Genomic DNA, 20,909 nt, shown 5'->3' on the forward strand with positions numbered 1-20,909 from the left:
AATTTTATATAAAGTAAAACACTATTGCCGTGTTTTGGATTAGGACAATGTTAAATAAGTGGGTTTATTCAACACCGCCTTTTACGCTGTCTTGCCATTCTTTAAGTTCGTCCCATTTTCCATCGGCGGCCATTTTAGCTTGTTTTGGCCAAGAAGTTGGGTCCAAGTGAGCTAAAGTTGAGCTAGCTTCGGTCAAGATTTCCTTGATTTTTTCAGCGTCTGCATCAGCTAGGTCTGCATAGGATTTTACACCACTTGCTGCCAAAGCTTCGGCGGCTTTTGGTCCAACACCTTCAATTTTGGTAAGGTCGTCCGCTTTAGCTTCTGCTTTTGGAGCGGCTTCTGCTTTTTTCGCTGGTTTTGCTTCAGCAGTTTTATCTTCTTTGTTGGTGTCCTCTTCCTTGTCTTTACCGTTGTTTTTCTCGCTCTTGCGCTCTTCCAATCCTTCTGCTACGGCTTGTGTAACAGACTCTAGGATAGCTTCAATGGATTTACCGGCATCGTCGTTGGATGGGATGGCATAATCTACATCACGTGGGTCGGAGTTGGTATCTACCATTGCAAAAATTGGAATGTTCAATTTTTGGGCTTCTTTTACGGCGATGTGCTCACGCATGGTATCCACGATAAATAGGGCTCCTGGCAAACGTGTCATATCGGCAATGGAACCTAAGTTCTTTTCCAATTTTGCACGCAAACGATCTACCTGCAATCTTTCTTTTTTGGATAGGGTGTTGAATGTACCGTCTTTCTTCATTCGGTCGATAGCTGCCATCTTTTTAACAGCTTTACGAATGGTTACAAAGTTGGTCAACATACCACCTGGCCATCTCTCTGTGATGTAAGGCATGTTTACCTTGGATACTTTGTCCGCTACAATGTCCTTTGCTTGTTTTTTTGTGGCTACAAAAAGGATTTTTCTTCCTGAGGCTGCAATTTTTTTAAGAGCCTCGTTGGCCTCCTCAAGTTTTGCAACTGTTTTGTAGAGGTTGATTACGTGAATCCCATTTCGCTCCATGTAGATGTAAGGAGCCATGTTCGGATTCCACTTTCTTGTTAGGTGTCCAAAATGCACACCTGCTTCCAGTAAGTCTTTTACTTCAATTTTACTTGCCATTTTTGTACTTAGTTTACGTTCCGTTGTAAGTAGCAATGGGTTGGTGGTCACAAAAAATGTTCGCCCGGCCCATTTAGATGCTAAACTAGTTTCCAAAAGTCGATTTGTTTTTCCTTTTGGAACAACGACAACTTTGTTAAAAATTTAACCCTGAAATATGTACACTTTCAGGGTTTTCAATGAACTTATATATAGATGGGCAAAGGCCCAAAGTATATTAACGTTTGGAGAATTGGAATTTCTTACGGGCTTTCTTCTGACCGAATTTCTTCCTTTCCACCATTCTTGGGTCTCTTGTTAATAACCCTTCTGGTTTAAGAACAGTTCTGTTCTCTGCATCTATTTCGCACATTGCTCTGGACAAAGCCAAACGAACGGCCTCTGCCTGACCTGTGATACCACCACCGTAAACATTTACTTTTACGTCGTAGTTGCCTTCGGTTTCTGTTAAGGCAAAAGGTTGTTTTACTTTGTATTGCAATGTACCTGTGGTAAAGTAATCGTTAAGATCTCTTTTGTTGATGGTAATGTTTCCTGAACCTTCGGAAACATATACTCTGGCCACAGCTGTTTTTCTTCTACCTATCTTATGAACCACTTCCATTATTTGTAGTCGTTTAAGTTTATAGCTTTTGGTTTTTGCGCTTCTTGTCCGTGCTCTGCCCCTGCGTAAACCTTAAGGTTTCTGAACAGGTCGGCTCCTAATTTATTTTTAGGAAGCATTCCTTTTACGGAGTTTTCGATAATGCGCTCAGGATGTTTTTCCAATACTTCTAGTGCGGAAGCAGAACGTTGTCCACCTGGATACCCAGTGTATCTTTGGTATTCTTTATCGTTCCATTTGTTACCTGTCATGTCGATTTTCTCTGCATTGATGACAATAACATTGTCTCCACAATCAACATGGGGGGTAAAGTTGGTCTTATATTTCCCTCTAAGTATTTTGGCTACTTTAGACGCCAATCTTCCTAAGGTCTGTCCTTCAGCATCAACCAATAACCATTGCTTGTCAACAGTAGATTTATTGGCGGAAATAGTTTTATAACTTAATGTATCCACTTCTCGAATATTATTGATTTAAATAACCTATCCCGATTAACGGGCTGCAAATGTACAATTATTAGATTGAATTACAAACGGTTGATCGGGAATATTTTTCCACTTTTTTCAAATTCAATCTTTAGGGGTGGAAAACGGCTGTAAGATAATCTTGAAAGGTGTTAAAAAAAGATTAAAAAAATTGGTAACTGTAACGCATTCCGATTTATAGTGTCTTTACCATATCAATCTAACCAAAAAACGAACAAGTGAGATATGAAGTCCTAATAATCCTGGCCCTATTATTCCTCAATTCCTCTCTAGCACAAGACTCGACCCAAGTCGTTGCCAAAAAAAGATATGTTACCCAAAGTTTAGGCGAATATGCCGCACCCGACATTAATGGAATTTTAGAAGATGATGCTTGGGACTTGGTGGAATGGGGCGGTGATTATATAGAATTTCAGCCCGATGAAAACACCCCGCCTTCGCACCAGACCAAATTTAAAATTTTATATGATAGCAAGAACCTATATATAGGTGTTCGTTGTTATGATAGTGAACCTGACAAGATCGTAAAAAGGCTGTCCCGTAGGGATGGTTTTGATGGTGATTGGGTAGAATTCAATATTGACAGCTATTTTGATAAGCGTACTGCCTTTTCTTTTACCATAACCGCCGCAGGGGTAAAGGGTGATGAGTTTATATCAAATAACGGTAACAATTGGGACCCGAGCTGGAACCCTATTTGGTATGCCAAAGCCCATGTTGATGATGAAGGTTGGACGGCAGAATTGAGGATTCCTCTAAGCCAATTGAAATTTGGAAGAGCAGAAGAGCAGGTATGGGGCTTTCAGTCTACTCGACGCTTTTTTAGAGACGAGGAACGTTCCCTGTGGCAACGTAAGCCCATAGATCAACCCGGTTGGGTGAGCGAGTTTGGGGAACTACATGGGCTAAAGAATATACAGCCCCAAAAACAGTTGGAAATCCAGCCCTATACCGTGGCAAAAACGGAAACTTATGAAGCCGAGGAGGGGAATCCGTTTCGGGATGGTAGCGAAAGTGATATTACCGCGGGTCTGGATGCCAAAATTGGAATTACCAACGATCTTACTTTGGATTTAACGGTTAATCCCGATTTTGGGCAAGTAGATGCCGATCCGTCGGCAATCGCCTTGGATGGGTTTCAGATATTTTTCCAAGAGAGACGCCCATTTTTTGTCGAGAACAAAAACATCTTCGATTTTAGGGTGTCTCAGTCCCAAGCGGGAAACACATTCGGTTCCGATAATATTTTTTACTCCCGAAGAATCGGTAGAAGCCCACAAGGCTATCCCGATACCTCGGATGGAGAATTTGTAGATCAACCAGATAATACTCCAATGATCGGTGCCGCTAAATTTAGTGGAAAAACTAAAAATGGTTGGGCAATCGGGGTGTTGGAGAGTGTTACTTCGCGAAGAAACGCTACCATAATTAATGGCGAGGGAAATACCAGAAAAGAAATGGTGGAACCTTTGACCAATTATTTTGTAGGAAGACTTCAAAAGGATTTCAACCAAAGAAATTCTTATATCGGAGGAATCTTTACGGCCACTAACCGAGAAAACTTGCCCGAACAGCTCAATTTTCTGCACGATGCTGCCTACACAGGAGGCCTGGACTTTAAACATCAATGGGCAAACCGGGATTGGTATGTAGGTGGAAACCTTACCATGAGTCATGTTCAGGGAGGTAAAGAGGCCATCGCCAATACGCAACGATCCATAACGCACTTGTTCGACAGGGTGGGGGCAGACCATGTGCAAGTGGATACTACAAGAACATCTTTGACAGGTACCGGAGGTAATGTACAAATAGGAAAGATCGGCAATGGACATTGGCGGTTCGAATCTGGTGCTACTTGGAGGTCGCCCGAACTGGAGCTCAACGATATTGGCTTTCAGCGCCAGTCGGATGACATTCGCCATTATACATGGATCGGATACCAGACCTTAAAGCCCGATAGTACTTTTAGACGCGTAGGCATCAACTACAACCACTGGACCGCTTGGGATTTTGAGGGAAACCATAATTACTTGCAGTTCAATACCAATACATGGCAAAACTGGAAGGGTAACTGGAATACCAATATCGGATTCAATTTTGCTCCTATAGAATATTCCAACTTTGCACTAAGGGGCGGACCAAGGCTACGGCAGTCTCCCTGGGTAAATTTCTGGAACAGTATTAATACCGATTCCAGAAAAAAGATCAGGTTTTCTTTTTTCCATAATGGAAGAAAGGCCTTGGACAATTCCATAAAGACCTATTATATGGAAGGTGGTTTTGTGTATCAGCCCATTAATGCACTGCGCATTTCTGCATTCCCATCTTTGAGGATAAATCGGGATAAATTGCAGTTTATTGACAATTTTGACGATGTGGGCGGTTCTCCGCGTTACCTGAACGGTGAGATCAGACAGCGAACTTTGAGTATGTCGGTACGTTTGAACTATACCATAAACCCCAATTTGACCATTCAATATTGGGGGCAACCTTTTATTTCCAGAGGCCGATATTCAAACTTTAAGCATATTACCGACCCTATTGCCAAAACTTTTGAAGATCGATTTATCCAGTACACGGCCCAACAAATCTCTTTGACCGATGGTGATTATGCCATTGATGAAGATTTGGATGGTGTTACCGATTTTAGTTTCAGCGACCCGGATTTTTCCTTTGTGCAATTCCGTTCCAATTTGGTGATCCGGTGGGAATATATTCCCGGATCGGAGATATTTTTGGTGTGGTCTCAAGATGTATCAAGGAGCGGAGACCCTACCGAAGGACTTTTATCGAGCTTGGGTGATAACATTTTTGGGCAAAAGCCACAGAATATCTTTTTGCTGAAGGCTACTTATCGGTTTGTACTATAAGTGTCCATCAACTTCGTTAAAGCTTTCACCAAAGCACCATTTGCTTCAGGATTACCTATGGTAATGCGCACTTTTCCAGGGGCGCCAAACTGCGATACCGGTCGTACCATAATGCCCTCATTCATCATTTTATCGGTAAACTCCATCTCGGGCAGAGGTGGGTCTATGATAAAAAAGTTAGCTTGACTTGGCCAGTATTTAATGCCTAATTCATCAAATGCTCTGGAAATAAAAGCTCTGCCATCCAAAACGGTTTCTACTGTTTTTTGTATGAATTCGGTATCGTTCAAAGCTCCAATGGCAGCTTCAATGGAAGTCAGGGGCAATAAAAAGGGTTTGTGTATCAATCGCACATAATTGGCAATGGTGGGTGTGGTGTATCCATACCCGATGCGTTGTCCGGCCAAACCATAGGTTTTGGAAAAACTGTTGAGCCCGATCACATTGTGGCCTTCCAACACGTATGGCAAAGCGGTCACATAATCTTCCGCATCCGCAAAATGTCTATAGACCTCATCAAAAATGACGATAATATTCTTGGGAACACGGGAGATAAAATCGTCCATTACCGGTTTTGGAATATAAGTGCCCGTAGGATTGTTGGGGCTGGTCAGGAATATCACCTTGGTCTTTTCGTTGATCGCATTCAAGATTCCCTCCACATCCAAATCGTAGTTGGGTGATAGCAAAGGAATATCTACTTGCTTAGCGCCGTACCATCTGGAAAAAACGGAGTAAGGCAGAAAGCAGGGGTTGGAAAAAATAACTTCGTCCCCTTCGTTGATAAATGCACGAAGCAGCAGATCTATAACCTCAGAGCCACTATTTCCGCACAAAAACTGGTCGGCGCTCAATTGGCCGTCAAAGTCTTTTACCAGGGCTTCCCGTAAACGAATATCGGTCTGGTCCGGATATATATCGATAGTGTCGGCAGCGATTTTCATCGCAGCAACAGCTTTGGGTGATGCTCCCAATGGGTTTTCGTTAGAGGATAGTTTGTATATTTTTTTATCGGTCGGGGGAATGTTTTTTCCACCTTTATAAACCTCTTTAGGCACCAAATGGGCCTTGAAAATGGATGAAATATCTTTCAGCATATTTAGTAAACTTTATAGGCTTTCCGCAAACAATAAATAAGCTATTGCGTTTTTTGTATTGCCCGCTTCCAATACTTTTTTTGCCAAGGTGTGCAGTTCAGTTTTGGAGGCATTTTGCACCCCTTCGTTGGCTATGATGGTTTTTATCTCATCCGAAGATGGAACGCTTTCCAAATTCCCCAAACGGCCTAAATTGTTCCCTGTTAGAACATCGCTCTCGCGAATCCCCTTGGGGAGCGCATCCACGCCAATACCTTGGGACCGGATAGGTTTAGGAACCTCGAACAGGGACTCTTTTATGGCTCGGATATACCAATTGCCACCCATACGACCCACTACATCGAGTTTTTCGGTATCCAACACGTTATTTGTTAAATATTCATCGTTAATGTGGATCATGTCCACTTGTGCAATCACCAAGTTTCCGGCTCCGGGAATCTGTCCTAATTCCACCACCTCCAATACCCTGCACTCAAAAGAAACGGGGGCTTCGGCCACTCTTGGAGGTTTAACTTTTACACTGGGGATTTCGGTAAATCCGGCCTTTCTAAATTCGTTCACCCCTTTGGCGTAGGCTGTGCTCGAAAGGGACATCTGCTCCACCATTTTATGGTTCACTACATTGATCACCACTTCTGGTACTTCCATTACATTTTGGTGGGTGTGTTTTAAAGAGTTGTCCCTGCCACTTCGCGTTGGCGAGAACACCATTACGGGAGGATTGGAACTAAAAACGTTGAAAAAACTATACGGACTCAGGTTCACATTGCCTTCGGCATCAACTGTGCTGGCAAAGCAAATGGGTCTTGGAGCCACAGCTGTCGATAGTATACTGTATAGTTCCGGTTGGGGTATGGTAGTTGGGTCTATGGTTTTGATCATATTTTGGTTTTCTGTAATTTCCGTGAAAACGGGAATCTTAATTCATTTTATATCAAGGTGACTGAGCGAGGTCGAAGTCACCGTTCAGTAGCTTCGACTCAGTTCAGCTACCAAAGTTATTTCGCAGGGAGCACTTTAGTGGTCACTTCACCAAACCCTACCCTTATATCGTCTTTTTTGGCGTAACCTTTCAATGTTACAGTGTCACCATCTTCGATAAACTTTCGTTCGCTTCCATCATTTAGTTTGATGGGTTTTGTACCTCCCCACGACAATTCCAGCATAGAACCAAAACTGTTTTCTTCCATACCGGAGATGGTACCCGAGGCCATTATATCCCCAATGTTGATGTTGCATCCATTTACCGTATGATGTGCGAGTTGTTGTAGCATATTCCAGTACATATGCTTAAAGTTACTAAAGCAAACGGTGGTTTTTTCACCTTTTTCCGGTGTGATGATAACCTCTAGATTGATGTCATAATTCTTGTTGCCCTCAAATTGCAAATATGGCAATACTTCGGGTTCCTGTTTGGGCCCTGCCAGTTTGAAGGGTTCCAAAGCTTCCAAGGGAACTACCCAAGGCGATATGGATGAGGCAAAATTCTTGGCTAAAAAGGGCCCCAACGGTACATATTCCCACTTTTGAATATCGCGCGCCGACCAATCATTAAATAAGACAAGGCCAAAAATATAATCCTCGGCCTCTTTTGTGGAAATAGATTCGCCCATCGATGTTTCCTTACCACATATAAAGCCCATTTCCAGTTCAAAATCCAAGCGTTTGGTTGGGCCAAAAACGGGTGTCTCCTTGCCTTTGGGCATGGTTTGACCTTTAGGTCTATGAATGGGTACCCCACTTACAACAATGGAGCTTGCCCTGCCATGGTAACCCACTGGAATATGTTTCCAATTGGGCAAAAGGGCATTTTCTGGGCCACGGAACATTTTGCCCACATTGGTGGCGTGCTCCATGCTTGAATAAAAGTCGGTATAATCGCCAATAGAAACCGGCATATGCATTTGGGCTTCGGATTGCTTTACAAAGAGTTCAGGTTTTCCGGCCAAAACGGATTCGTCATCTTTTAGCCAATATTGGATTTTTTTGCGCACACGGGTAGTGATTTCCTTTCCAAGGGAAATAAAATCATTCAAAGTGTCTTTTTCCAATAGGGCTGTATTAAAGTCGAACACATCCAGTTCGGCAACAGCGGCCAAGTCCAAGATATGCGCTCCAATGGCCACACCAATACGTGGACTTCGGTCTTGGGTGGAAAAAATCCCAAAAGGAATATTGTGAATCGAAAAATCTGAGTTTTCGGGTATATCTATGATCATATTTTTTAGATATGAGATGTGAGTAGTTAGAATTTAGATCCTTGGTTTAGATTGATTTTTATGTTTCTATTATCTAATATCGGTCTCGTATAACCGTCGGTTACGGGTTAATATGCGGTAATTGCGGTTATACATTGTTGCCAGTAGTACTTTATTCTTATTGCTGAAACTCTCCAAATTTGCTATTCTTTTCAGTCCATAAAAAGTATTCTCCAAACAAAGTTCCAGATAAAAATTCAGTCGTTATGTTCTCTACTTGGTGTCCGTTTATTGTTAATCCTAAACTTTTACTGTCATTTAAGTTTTCTTCAATTTCTCTCAAGAAATTAAACGCAGTCGAATCCAAAATATTCAGGACAAGTCGGTTTAGGATTTCTATTTGTCTTTCATTCAATCCGTTAAAAAATTCAAATCGTTCGTCTTCTAATTTTTGAAATTCAGGTGCTAAATTCGGATTTCTAGGTAGTTCAGAGTATTCTTTTTCAGACATAGATTTTCCAAAGTCTCTATTTTTTTCATAGTATTCAAAGTTTTCATCGCGTAATTTCTTTACGATTATCTCTCCGAGTTCTTTATAGTCTTTTGAAAAATCCATGCGTTAAATATTAGTTTTGATTTGTGTTCTGCGTACTACTGGCAACTAATGTCTAACTACTAAATTATTCCAACCAAGATTTATAATATTTGCCATCATCAATTTTAAGGGCGTTTTTGGTTACTTGCAAGGGTTTAAAGGTGTCTATCATCACTGCCAGTTCCTCGGTACCTTTTTTGCCGATACTGGCTTCGTAGGTTCCTGGGTGTGGGCCGTGGGGAATGCCTGCGGGATGGAGGGAAATATACCCTGGTCCGATGCCCGTTCTACTCATAAAATCTCCGTCCACGTAATAGAGCACTTCGTCGGAATCTATATTGGAGTGGTTGTAAGGTGCCGGAATGGATTTAGGATGGTAATCGTACAACCTGGGACAGAACGAACAAACCACAAAAGCACTGGTCTCAAAAGTTTGGTGCACCGGTGGCGGTTGATGCACACGTCCCGTAATCGGCTCAAAATTATGGATCGAAAAGCCATAGGGGTAATTATATCCGTCCCAACCCACTACATCAAAAGGGTGTGTGGCGTACACTAGCTGGTGCAACATCCCCTGTTTTTTGATTTTCATCAAAAACTCTCCCTTTTTATCAAAAGTTTGAAGGTCTTGCGGCAATTTGTAATCGCGTTCGCAAAAGGGTGAATGCTCCAATAATTGCCCGAACCAATTGCGATATCGTTTTGGGGTGTATATGGGATGGAAGGATTCTGCATATAAAATGCGGTTATCTTCTGTGTCAAACTCGATTTGATAGATCATTCCTCGTGGGATGATCAGGTAGTCCCCATATTCAAAGGAAATATTTCCTAAAAAAGTCTTTAATGTTCCCGACCCTTTGTGGATAAAGAGCATTTCGTCGGCGTCGGCATTTTTATAGAAGTAGTCCGTTAGCGATTTTCGCGGAGCGGCCAAACCTACATGTACGTCATTGTTTACCAAAAGTGGTTCCCGTGCCTCAAGAAAATCATCTTTAGGAGCAACATCAAAACCGACGAACTTTCTACTGGTGATGTTCTTTTCAACCGCAATTTTTGGGTTTACGTCCAGTGCTTTACCAATTTCTTTTACTTGGGTGGGACGATGAATATGATAGGATAGCGAAGACATGCCATCAAAACCAATAGTGCCAAAAAGCTGCTCGTAATACAGGCTGCCATCCGGTTTTTCGAATTGGGTATGCCGCTTTTGGGGAACTTTCCCGAGTTTGTGATAAATAGGCATTTTAAAACAGTTATTTTATTTTAAAGTTATGGGGTTATAGGCCTGAAAAACAATAGCCCATAACCCATATCCCTTAAATTTGATTAATGCAATGTGCCTCTAAGCTCTTGCTCGCGTTCAATAGCTTCGAACAATGCCTTAAAGTTACCTTTTCCGAACGATTGAGCACCTTTTCTTTGGATAATTTCGAAGAACATGGTCGGTCTGGGTTCCACAGGTTTTGTAAAGATCTGCAATAAATATCCTTCATCATCACGGTCTACCAAAATACCTAATTCCTTTAATGGGGCGATATCCTCATCGATCTCACCGACCCGATCGGTAACAGCATCGTAATAGGTGGCGGGTACCCTTAAAAATTCTACGCCTCGGCTTTTTAGGTCGCGAACGGTGTTAATAATATCGTCCGTGGCCACAGCAATGTGCTGAACACCTTCGTCTTCATAAAAATCCAAGTATTCCTCGACTTGCGATTTTTTCTGACCCCCGGCGGGCTCGTTGATCGGGAATTTAATTCTTCCATTTCCATTGCTCATCACCTTGCTCATCAAAGCGGTATATTCCGTGGATATGTCCTTGTCATCGAAGGATAGGATGTTTTTAAAGCCCAATACATCCTCATAAAATTTAACCCAGTGGTTCATTTTGTTCCATCCAACGTTGCCTACCATGTGGTCCACAAATTTTAACCCTGTAGGTTTTGGGTTATAGTCCGGGGTTTCCCATTTTTTGAAACCAGGAAGGAATGTTCCATTGTAATCTTTGCGTTCCACAAAAATGTGAACGGTTTCACCGTAGGTGTAGATTCCGGAGCGAACCACTTTTCCGTCTTTGTCCTCTTCGGTTCGTGGTTCCATGTAGGAAGTGGCACCTCTTTCCATGGCATTGTTGTAAGCTATGGTCGCATCTTCTACCCAAAGGGCAACCACTTTTACCCCATCGCCGTGCTTGTCGATATGTTTACCGATCTCCGTGCCACTTTTTAGGGGCGAAGTAAGTACCAGTCGGATCTTATCTTGTACCACTACATAACTTTCACGGTCCTTCAAACCGGTTTCCAAACCTGCTTGGGCATAGGATTGAAATCCGAATGCTGTTTTGTAGTAATGGGCGGCTTGCTTGGAATTCCCTACATATAGTTCAATATAATCTGTGCCGTTAATGGGCATAAAATCTTCGGAAGTGTTGTTTTCTAGTGGAAGTGTGGATGTTTCCATGTTCGATATGTTTTTTATTGTTCAGTTTTATTTTGTTGCATTAACAACAAAAATAATCATTTTGACATACGAAAACGATTTTGTAGACCGAAATTTGAGTTAAAATTATAGTTGTTGTTATCGATTTCAGGTAAAGAAATTTCGAATCCTTATTTTTACGACCATTCTTGGAATTTTGCTGAACCGTATAGACGAAATACATGGAATGGGGTTCCATTTGGATTTGGTGCTCCGAAAAATTCAAAAGGCCTATCTGCGTACTTTTGATGCGCTTGGTGTGGATATAACCATTGAGCAGTGGGTAATTTTGTATCAAATCCATGAATTGGGCGAAGAGGCAAGTCAACGCGATATTGTCAACGAAAATTTCCGAAACCGTGCTACTACATCACGGGTGATCGGAGGATTGGAGAAGAAAGGTTGGATTTCCAAGGCCCGCTTTGAAGGTGATCAAAAACGTTTTAAGTTGGAACTGACCGAAAATGGACAAAAAATATTGGACCTGACCCTGCCGAGTGCAATTCAATTGCGAAAATTGGCACTTAAGGACTTAGACCCTGCCGAGTTTGAGATCTTTTTAAAAGTTTTGGACAGTATTGGGGAGAATTATGAGGAACATCAGAACCAATGATCAATGGCCAAGGTGCTTATTGTGGCCAAACCGATCATCAAAATAAAAATCAAACTAAGTTTACGGAATTTATCTTGTGGAATGTACTTCAGTACTTTTTTTCCCAAATAGGTGCCCACCAACCCAATGGCGAACAAAAAAGGTAAATAGGTCAATTCCAATTTTCCAATATACCCGTTGCTGTAGTATACAAAGGTCCGAGAGAAATCAATCAAAAAATCGATGAAAGCAGAGGTGGCGATAAAGGCACTTTTTTCCAAATTGAAGGCCGCCATGGTCAACCCCCGGATGGCCCCTCCTGTACCCAAAAGCCCTGCAGAAAATCCTGAAAGCGCTCCTCCAATAAGGGAGTTCTTTTTGTTGGGCAGGATAATGATTTCACTTTTGATAAGGAAAAGAAGGCTAAAGACGACCAAAAATATGCCCAGAACTATTTCTAGGGCATCGCTATTCACAACTTTTGATAAAAACCCACCGATAATAACAAAAACAACGGATGGAGCGCCAATATAGAGCAATAGTTTTTTGTCCAACCCTTTTTTGAACAAGAAAATTTTACTGATGTTGCTCGATAAATGGAAAATGGCGGTCATGCCCAGGACCGAATAAAAATCAAAATAAAAATTGCCCAACGGAACAAAAAACACCGAAGAGCCAAAACCGCCAATGGTACCTATAATTTCGGCAACGAGTGCGAGCAGAAGAAAAATATAGTTGACCTTCATTTGTCCGAAAGATAGTATTGAATCGATTGATAATCATTTTGTTGTTCCATATTAACAAAAATTTTCATAAAATACAGGATTTGGGGTAACACAGCATATAAAGAGGATAATTTATTGGACGTAGGATCAATTAAACCATCGCAACTTTGTACCTGTATAATTGTATGTACAACAGCTATGAAAACACAGAATTTTTATCCTACTATATGGTCGATACCACTCTATACTTCCGGGTCAATGGAGGCTAATTTTGGTGTTAATGGGCAGATTGCCGATTTAATTTTAAGCAATGAGGCCGCCACAGCACTCAAGGTGTCGGAGATAACCTTGAATATTACCAGGTTCTCGGCAATCGATGAACAGGGAAATGAACATTTTATAATGGATTTTCCCGGACAAAACCCCGTGGACCTAAAAGGTATGGCTTCCGGGAATTTTATACGGTCCAAAAGTGTAGTTTCGTTGCCCGAGGGCAAGTACATTGCCCTACGTTTTTATATGGCAGGGTGGGGCAACCGGTTTGTATACGAGGATGGTATGGCCGAATCGGCCAATACGTTCGAACGTTTGGATTTTGAGATCGAGAATGGATTGACCATTGAAAAAAACAAAGCGCCAGAAGTTAAACTGTGGTTCAACTTTGCTCCCTACCAGTGGAAGCGACACTTTAAACCGCTATCGGATTTGTTTATGGGGAGTAAAAGCCAAAAGCCACGGTTGGCCAATGGTGTTTGTAATTGATGAATTGCTATGTTAATGATTGTAAAAGGCACCATATGGTGCCTTTTTTAATTTTTGAAGTTTTAATTTTAGGGTGTGGGTGTTATCTCCCACCAAGGCGTTTTAGTTTGTCCAACACCTCATATACTGCAAAACTTCGGGCAAAGCGGGCCATTTCCCTGCCGTCTACTTTAATGATAACAACTGGCAGGGTAAATACCATGGACTGTCCTGTAAACTCAACTTCTTCCTCCACATCAACTACACGAATATTCACATTTGGAAAGTTTCCCTGTACAGCTTCCAACAGTTTTGGTTTTAGCGCCTTGCAGACACCGCAGGTTTTTCCGGTAAAAAATAGAAGTTCTATCATTGCACATTACATTGGTCGGGAATGAAAATCCAGATAATTGGAATGAAAATTACTTAATTTAAAATATAGTTAGAGTATCGCTTTGTTTTTTGATGACAAGGCAATCAATCCCAAAATTGGACCTGCGGCCAACATCATATAAACCATATTGGAACTTGTCCAGATTCGCATTTCATTGAGTAGCAGAATGCTGGCGATGGTAATGGCAAAACCGATGCTGTTTACTATAGTCAATGCCGTTCCCTTTATTTCTGGTAATGCACTTTGTGCCACCAAGGTGGAAAATAGGGGAGAGTCTGCAATCACCACCATGCCCCAAAAAAGAAGAAAAGCAACAAAAACCACTTCGGAACCCTGTACAAAAAGCAAGGGAGAGATCAAGCAACAAATACAGGAAAGCAGCAGGGCCATAAATGCCACCTTTTTAGTTCCGAATACTTGTGCTAAATAGCCGCCCAATACACATGCCAAACCACCGATAGCAATAATTAAAAACGACAATAAGGGGATATTGAAGGTAGCGTTCGGGTGAACCATCGTATAGGTTTGCAACATAATTGGAACAAAGGCCCAAAAGGTATAAAGTTCCCAACAGTGACCAAAATATCCGAAGGCTGCCGAGCGGAAGCTTCGGTTTTGAAACACTTTTAGAAATGCGGACAGGTAGATTTTTTGACCCGGTTTTCGGAATGGGCCATTGGGAACTAAAATTACCATTAAAGTGCCCCCCAAAACGGCCAGGATTGAGGTGGCCACCAACACCGCTTTCCACGACAATGTATGGGTCATCTCTTTTAATAAATGTGGAAACGCTGTGCCGACCACAAGCGCCCCGACCAGAAAACCCAAAGATCTACCCAGTCCTTTTTCGTAATAATCGGCAGCTATCTTCATGCCTACGGGGTAGATGCCCGCAAGAAAGAATCCCGTAAAAAAACGAAAGGATAGGATGCTCGCCAGTCCGTTTTCGTCCCAAATGACGCCCAAATTGAACAATGCTCCCAAAAGGGCGCAGCTAAAAAATACTTTGGATGGCGAAAACCGATCGGCAATCGATAAAATGGCAAACACCAAAGTGCCGGCTATGAATCCAAATTGTACCGCTGAGGTCAAATGTCCCACGGCACTTTCGTTTAACCCAAAGGTGGATACCAAATCGCCCATTACCCCATTGCCCGCAAACCAAAGCGAGGTGCAGCAAAATTGTGATAGTACGATGACGGGGAGAATGCGTTTGGAGGGGTTCATTTGGTGTTTTCAACTATATATGCTGATCAGAGTAATAAAAGGGTTACATATTTTTCTTTTTCTCCAAGGTGTTTTTGCCGACTGTATAGGCGTAAGATGAGGAAGGAAGAAACTGAATATTTATTCCTTTAAATTCCTTTTCTCCTTCTTTGTCAATTGTAGTAACTATCGGGTTGTTCAAATTACTTTCATTGCAAAACTTATATAGACTCTTCAATCCACTAGGTTTATCGAAATATCTATTGGACCATTTGATTTCAAGGGCCCATAGGGGTTTTAATGTTGATTCACTTAAACCTACCATATCAACTTCGCCACCAGTCCATCTAGCATACCAAGGTGTAAACCAATCACGATGCATCCATTGTGCAAAAATTGCAGTTTCCACCATATTGCCCATCATTTCATCAGTGGTTGACATTGGTGAAAATAATGCGCTCCTTAATGAGGGATTGGTCAAATAGATTTTAAAAAAATTGTCTCTTTTGAAACGTTTCCCGCTTTGGTCAATACGTCTAACTTGCTTTATCAAATAAGCAGCTTCTAAATATTCTATATATTTTTTTAGAGTATTCTTTGGAACTTGTGATTGTTTACTGAGTGTTTCCAGTGAAAACTCTCCACCACTATTATAGGCAATAGTTGTAAACAAAGAATTCAATTCCCGCGTGTCACTTATTCCATAAAGACTAGGAAGGTCTCTAAGAAGCACCTTGTCCACAATATCTTGTCTAATGTACCTGCCAGGATTGGCTTGTATTTTTTCCGAAAAGATGACTTCGGGGTATCCACCAAAGTTTATATAATCCAGAAAATGTTTGTTCAATTCATCAAGGTGTGAAGAGGTGTAAAACTCGGTTATATGTTCTTTCCATTTCAATTTTGTAGTAGTGATAATCCTATCTAATCCTTTTAAGGAGATATATTCATTAAAGGTCAAGGGTGGCAGCAAAAAATCTGTGAATCTTCCAGCACCACTTTCATTACTGGCGAACTTAAGTGCAGCAGCAGCGGAACCTGAAACGATAAACTTATCTTTCCTGTAGCTATCAACCAATGACTTTAAGTGAACTTCCCAATCTCTACAATACTGAATTTCATCATATATAATGTGCCAATCATTTTTATCCTCAAGGCCAGTAGCCTCTTTGGCATAGGTAAAAAGCTGTTCTAGCGGTATATTGTTGTATATAGGGTTTTCTATAGTGATGAAGATAATTTTTTTAGGATTCACTCCGTTCTGAATCAAATCCTCAACCAAATGGAAGAGCATAACAGTTTTTCCTACCCTTCGTGGTCCCATCAAAACAACGGCCCTGCGGATATCCCGCTCATAAACCAGAGGTTTGAACAGTTCAAAGTAAAGCCTTCTGGGCATTTGGTTATAATCATCTTCAATATGACCATCTACCCACCAAGGATTTTCAAATCTAATCCTATCCAGTACTTGCTTTTTAGAGATTTCTTTTATCATTGATTTGCTTAAATCTAAGTAAAAATACAAAATAGAGTCAAATATTTAACTCTATTTGTAATAAATTATCTAAATAAGAAATAAACTTGTTTTGGATGGGTTTATTTAATGATTTCAATGCGCCTCTAACCAATTCTCGCCAATACCCACTTCCACATCTAGCGGCACGGAGAGTTTATAGGCGTTTTCCATTTCGGTTTTAATGAGTGCTTTTATTTCCTCTAACTCAGGTTTGTAACAATCGAACACCAATTCATCATGCACCTGTAACAACATCTTGGTTTTGTATTTTCCTTCGGAAAGCTTTTTATGGATGTTGATCATTGCAATCTTAATAATATCTGCTGCACTTCCTTGGATGGGAGCGTTTACGGCGTTACGTTCCGCTGCCCCGCGCACCACTTGGTTACCTGCATTAATATCCTTTAAATAGCGACGTCGGCCCAATACGGTTTGCACGTACCCATGCTCTCGCGCAAAATCAATCTGCTCGCTGATGTAATTGCGCAATTTGGGATAGGTCTTGTAATAGGTGTCGATCAGTTCCTTGGCCTCGGAGCGGCTCAAATCCGTTTGGTTGCTCAATCCGAAGGCGGAAACCCCGTAAATAATCCCAAAGTTCACCGTTTTGGCATTGCTACGTTGTTCGCGGGTCACTTCCTCAATGGGCACATTAAATACCTTGGATGCCGTGGATGCGTGGATGTCCTCCCCATTTTTAAAAGCAGAGATCATGGTGTCCTCCTCGCTCAATGCTGCAATAATGCGCAATTCTATTTGGGAGTAATCCGCTGCCAACAAAACATAGTTTTCATCCTTAGGGACAAAAGCTTTTCGTACTTGTCGTCCGCGTTCGGTGCGAATGGGGATGTTTTGCAAGTTCGGATTGTTACTGCTCAAACGGCCCGTTGCGGCCACCGTTTGCATATAATCGGTATGCACCCGACCCGTTTTTTGCTGGACTTCGTTGGGCAGCGCATCCACATAGGTGCTTTTTAGTTTTGCCAATCCGCGGTAGTCCAGGACATTTTGGATGATTTCATGGTCCTTCGCTAAATAAGAAAGTACATCTTCCGAAGTGGAAAATTGACCTGTTTTGGTCTTTTTTGGTTTATCCACCAACTTTAACTTGCCAAAAAGAATTTCTCCCAACTGTTTTGGGGAGGCAATATTGAATTCTTCGCCAGCTTCTTTATAAATTTTCTGTTCCAGTGTTTTGATGTCCTTGTCCAATTGCTCCGAAAGGCCGTTCAAATAATCTTTATCCAGATTGATGCCTTCCAGTTCCATATCTGCCAATACCCGTAGCAAAGGAATCTCTATTTCATCGAACAATTTATCGGTATGTGCTTCTTTGAGCTCTGGAGTAAATTTTAATCCCAACTGAAAGGTGATGTCGGCATCTTCCACGGCATATTCCGTTTGCTTTTCCAAAGGAACATCGCGCATACTGAGTTGGTTCTTGCCCTTTTTGCCAATAAGTTCGGTTATGGAAATAGGTGTGTAGTTGAGGTAAGTTTCTGCCAGTACGTCCATATTATGGCGCATATCGGGGTTGATAAGGTAGTGGGCCAACATGGTATCGAACAACTTGCCCTTGACCTCCACGCCATAGTTTTGCATTACCTTGATATCGTACTTGAGATTTTGCCCCACCTTTTCTATGTTTTCCGATTCAAAAAACGGACGCAGTTTTTCGATCATAGGTCGGGCATCGTTCTCATTATCGGGAAAGGGAACATAAAAACCCTTGCCTGGGGACCAGCTAAAAGCTATGCCCACCAATTCAGCTTCCAAAGGATTAAGGGAAGTGGTCTCTGTATCGAAACAGACGGAAGGTTGCTTCATTAGCATTTCCAAAAATAGGTCCAAGCCCAATCCGCTTTGTACATTTTGATAAAAGTGAGATACATCGCCGATGTTTTTTCTACTGTTTACATCCTTTAGGGTCGCCGCGGCTTCCGAGGGATCGCCGCCAAAGAGCGTAAACTGTCCACTACCGGCAACATTGGCCTCTTGCTTGGCTGTTTTAGTGCTGGTTGCCGTGGAGCTGGCTTCTGCTTCTTCCGTAAATAGTTTGATGAATTGGTCCTTTAGCCTGCGGAATTCAAGTTCTTCGAATATTTCTTGCACCTTTTCGGCATCTGGAGGGCACATTTCATAATCCTCGGCATGGAACTGCACGTCACAGTCGACCTTGATCTCTGCCAATTTTCGGGATAAACGTCCCAGTTCGGCATTTTCCTCCACTTTTTCTTTCATTTTGCCCTTGAGCTGGTCGGTGTTGGCCAATAGACCTTCCATGGAATCGAATTGTTCCAAGAATTTTTTGGCCGTTTTGTCGCCCACACCAGGTAATCCCGGGATATTGTCACTGGCATCGCCCATCATGCCCAAATAATCGATTACTTGCTCGGGACGCTTGACCCCGAAGCGTTTTTGTACCTCTGGGATTCCCCAAATTTCGATACCGTTGCCCATCCGGGCCGGACGGTACATAAAAATATTTTCGCTCACCAATTGCCCAAAATCCTTGTCGGGCGTAACCATAAATACTTTGTAATTTTCTTTTTCGGCCTGCTTGGCCAAAGTGCCGATAAGGTCATCTGCCTCGTAGCCCTCCAATTCTACCACGGGAATCTTCATGGCTTCCAGAATTTGTTGGATATAGGGCACGGCGATTCGGATGGCATCGGGTGTTTCATCCCGGTTGGCTTTGTAGTCTTCGAACAATTCGGTACGTTCCACGCTACCTCCCTTATCAAAGGCCACGGCCAAATGGTCGGGCTGTTCCCGTTTGATCACATCAAAAAGAGAATTTACAAACCCCATGATCGCGGAGGTATCCATTCCCTTGGAGTTGATTCGTGGGTTTTTTATTAGGGCGTAATAGCCTCGAAAAATAAGTGCGTAGGCATCTAAAAGAAACAGTCGTTTTTGCTCGGACATTTTATTTGTTTGTCAATTATCAATGTTCAATAAACAATATGAAGAACCCAAAATAGGGTTGGGGATTAAAAGTACGAATTGCAGTTTAAAAAGATGTTAGAATTGGGATATTAGATTTGAGGGGATTTGATTTTAGCACGAATAGACGAGAGACAATAGAGAAGAGACGAAAGTCGAGAGACAGAGATGGGTGACAAGAAACAGGAGACAAGAAACAGGAGACAAGAAACAGGAGACAGGAAACAAGACCTTTGAAAGAATAAAAAACAATTTTAAACGCAATCAAGTCCGTCTTGACTCTTAAATCTAAAAGCGAAGCGTTCTGGTATCTAACCTCTAACAACAGAGCGTTCTAATATCTATTCATAGAAACTCGTTACCTTTCGGTTCTCATGTCCATTCTCGGAATACTCCCGATACGTAAAGCCAGGATGCACACAATATCCGCCCGTTTCGCCATTTTTGTTGATGGCCAAAAATCCGATTTGGAAATCTTTGCGGCCTTCGTTTTTCTTCATAATGCGTTTTACACCTTCCTCACAAGCTTCTTGTGGACTTTTTCCCTGTCGCATCAACTCCACGATCAAAAAACTGCCCACGGTGCGAATGACTTCCTCGCCAACCCCAGTGGCCGTGGCGCCACCGACTTCGTTGTCAATAAACAACCCTGCCCCAATAATAGGGGAGTCCCCAACGCGCCCTGCTACCTTGTAGGCCATTCCGCTTGTGGTGCATGCCCCGGCCATATCTCCGTTTTCATCGATTGCCAACATGCCGATGGTGTCGTGGTTCTCTATATTGATCGTTGTCTTGTACTCCGATTTTTTTAGCCACTCTTCATATTGTTTTTTGGTACTTTCGGTAAGCAGGTCCTCTTTTTTAAACCCCTGTTCGTAAGCAAATTTCTCTGCGCCTTTTCCTGCCAATATAATATGTGGGGTTTCTTCCATTACCTTACGTGCCACCGAAATGGGGTGTACTATGTTTTCCATGCAGACCACAGAACCGCAATTGCCATCCTTGTCCATAATACAGGCATCCAGGGTAACGTTTCCGTCCCTGTCCGGCCTACCGCCTTTGCCCACGGTCTCGTTGGTTTCATCCGCTTCCTCGACCCTAACGCCCTGCTCTACGGCGTCTAGAGCATTTCCGCCCGATTTTAGTACTTCCCAAGCTTTATTTGTAGCATTCATAAAATTCCAGGTACATACCACAATGGGTTTGGTTGGGTTAGACGTGGTTGGTTCGGATATGGCTGTTTCCAGTTTAGTATCGGTTTTACAGGCCATCAAAGTGGAGGTGGAAAGCAGTCCTGCCGCCGAAAGGCTGGAATTTTTAAGAAATTTGCGTCGTTCCATAGGTT

At 42.2% G+C, this 20,909-nt stretch carries 18 protein-coding genes; 3 read left to right on the plus strand and 15 right to left on the minus strand.

Annotated features, from left to right (window positions below):
• Positions 1-64 precede the first annotated feature (64 nt).
• The 3 genes from rpsB to rplM all read right to left on the minus strand — a co-directional run bounded on the left by rpsB (position 65) and on the right by rplM (position 2,176).
• A complete protein-coding gene (gene rpsB / locus MJO53_RS09600) occupies positions 65-1,117 on the minus strand; it encodes a 30S ribosomal protein S2 (protein ID WP_252078922.1) in 1,053 nt (350 codons plus the stop codon).
• A gap of 217 nt (positions 1,118-1,334) precedes the next feature.
• Entirely contained in the window at positions 1,335-1,721 is a 387-nt protein-coding gene (gene rpsI, locus MJO53_RS09605; protein WP_224835512.1) for a 30S ribosomal protein S9, read from the minus strand.
• A complete protein-coding gene (rplM, locus tag MJO53_RS09610) occupies positions 1,721-2,176 on the minus strand; it encodes a 50S ribosomal protein L13 (RefSeq protein ID WP_224835511.1) in 456 nt (151 codons plus the stop codon). Before rplM ends, rpsI begins: the two co-directional genes overlap by 1 nt.
• Before the next feature lie 248 nt (positions 2,177-2,424).
• Here rplM and MJO53_RS09615 point away from each other — a divergent pair, with 248 nt between their 5' ends.
• Complete coding sequence (locus MJO53_RS09615) at positions 2,425-5,076, plus strand: DUF5916 domain-containing protein (RefSeq protein ID WP_252078923.1); 2,652 nt, start codon at positions 2,425-2,427, stop codon at positions 5,074-5,076.
• Here MJO53_RS09615 and MJO53_RS09620 read toward each other — a convergent pair.
• From MJO53_RS09620 to hppD, 6 genes are all read right to left on the minus strand, one after another.
• Positions 5,058-6,173 (minus strand): pyridoxal phosphate-dependent aminotransferase, encoded by a 1,116-nt coding sequence (locus MJO53_RS09620; RefSeq protein ID WP_252078924.1) that lies wholly within the window; start codon positions 6,171-6,173, stop codon positions 5,058-5,060. The two genes, MJO53_RS09615 and MJO53_RS09620, sit on opposite strands and share 19 nt — an antisense overlap.
• 12 nt (positions 6,174-6,185) lie before the next feature.
• The gene (locus MJO53_RS09625) at positions 6,186-7,055 is read right to left on the minus strand and encodes a flavin reductase family protein (protein WP_252078925.1); all 870 of its coding nucleotides are present in this window, start codon (positions 7,053-7,055) and stop codon (positions 6,186-6,188) included.
• A 116-nt stretch (positions 7,056-7,171) separates the two neighbouring features.
• Positions 7,172-8,392, minus strand: a complete 1,221-nt coding sequence (fahA, locus tag MJO53_RS09630; RefSeq protein ID WP_252078926.1) for a fumarylacetoacetase — start codon at positions 8,390-8,392, stop codon at positions 7,172-7,174.
• Between the two features lie 157 nt (positions 8,393-8,549).
• On the minus strand, positions 8,550-8,987 hold the full coding sequence (locus tag MJO53_RS09635; RefSeq protein ID WP_252078927.1) for a hypothetical protein: 438 nt from the start codon (positions 8,985-8,987) through the stop codon (positions 8,550-8,552).
• 64 nt (positions 8,988-9,051) lie between these two features.
• Positions 9,052-10,209, minus strand: a complete 1,158-nt coding sequence (locus MJO53_RS09640; protein WP_252078928.1) for a homogentisate 1,2-dioxygenase — start codon at positions 10,207-10,209, stop codon at positions 9,052-9,054.
• Between the two features lie 83 nt (positions 10,210-10,292).
• Complete coding sequence (gene hppD / locus MJO53_RS09645) at positions 10,293-11,426, minus strand: 4-hydroxyphenylpyruvate dioxygenase (protein WP_252078929.1); 1,134 nt, start codon at positions 11,424-11,426, stop codon at positions 10,293-10,295.
• Between the two features lie 175 nt (positions 11,427-11,601).
• Here hppD and MJO53_RS09650 point away from each other — a divergent pair, with 175 nt between their 5' ends.
• Positions 11,602-12,057 carry a MarR family winged helix-turn-helix transcriptional regulator gene (locus MJO53_RS09650; protein WP_224835504.1) on the plus strand — a complete coding sequence of 152 codons (456 nt, stop codon included), beginning with the start codon at positions 11,602-11,604 and terminating at the stop codon, positions 12,055-12,057.
• Here MJO53_RS09650 and MJO53_RS09655 read toward each other — a convergent pair.
• Entirely contained in the window at positions 12,045-12,782 is a 738-nt protein-coding gene (locus MJO53_RS09655) for a sulfite exporter TauE/SafE family protein (RefSeq protein WP_224835503.1), read from the minus strand. The two genes, MJO53_RS09650 and MJO53_RS09655, sit on opposite strands and share 13 nt — an antisense overlap.
• 237 nt (positions 12,783-13,019) lie before the next feature.
• On the opposite strand from MJO53_RS09655, the gene MJO53_RS09660 reads away from it, so the two are divergent.
• Complete coding sequence (locus MJO53_RS09660) at positions 13,020-13,523, plus strand: hypothetical protein (RefSeq protein WP_252078930.1); 504 nt, start codon at positions 13,020-13,022, stop codon at positions 13,521-13,523.
• Between the two features lie 82 nt (positions 13,524-13,605).
• On the opposite strand, the gene MJO53_RS09665 is transcribed toward MJO53_RS09660, so the two are convergent.
• The 5 genes from MJO53_RS09665 to MJO53_RS09685 all read right to left on the minus strand — a co-directional run bounded on the left by MJO53_RS09665 (position 13,606) and on the right by MJO53_RS09685 (position 20,904).
• The gene (locus tag MJO53_RS09665) at positions 13,606-13,875 is read right to left on the minus strand and encodes a thioredoxin family protein (RefSeq protein WP_252078931.1); all 270 of its coding nucleotides are present in this window, start codon (positions 13,873-13,875) and stop codon (positions 13,606-13,608) included.
• A 69-nt stretch (positions 13,876-13,944) separates the two neighbouring features.
• Positions 13,945-15,123 carry an MFS transporter gene (locus tag MJO53_RS09670; protein ID WP_252078932.1) on the minus strand — a complete coding sequence of 393 codons (1,179 nt, stop codon included), beginning with the start codon at positions 15,121-15,123 and terminating at the stop codon, positions 13,945-13,947.
• A gap of 43 nt (positions 15,124-15,166) precedes the next feature.
• Positions 15,167-16,597 carry an ATP-binding protein gene (locus tag MJO53_RS09675; protein ID WP_252078933.1) on the minus strand — a complete coding sequence of 477 codons (1,431 nt, stop codon included), beginning with the start codon at positions 16,595-16,597 and terminating at the stop codon, positions 15,167-15,169.
• A 114-nt stretch (positions 16,598-16,711) separates the two neighbouring features.
• Complete coding sequence (gene polA, locus MJO53_RS09680) at positions 16,712-19,546, minus strand: DNA polymerase I (RefSeq protein WP_252078934.1); 2,835 nt, start codon at positions 19,544-19,546, stop codon at positions 16,712-16,714.
• A gap of 359 nt (positions 19,547-19,905) precedes the next feature.
• On the minus strand, positions 19,906-20,904 hold the full coding sequence (locus MJO53_RS09685; RefSeq protein WP_252078935.1) for an isoaspartyl peptidase/L-asparaginase family protein: 999 nt from the start codon (positions 20,902-20,904) through the stop codon (positions 19,906-19,908).
• Positions 20,905-20,909 lie beyond the last annotated feature (5 nt).

Origin of the sequence: Flagellimonas marinaquae (genome assembly GCF_023716465.1) — a bacterium.
Classification (GTDB): domain Bacteria; phylum Bacteroidota; class Bacteroidia; order Flavobacteriales; family Flavobacteriaceae; genus Flagellimonas; species Flagellimonas alginolytica.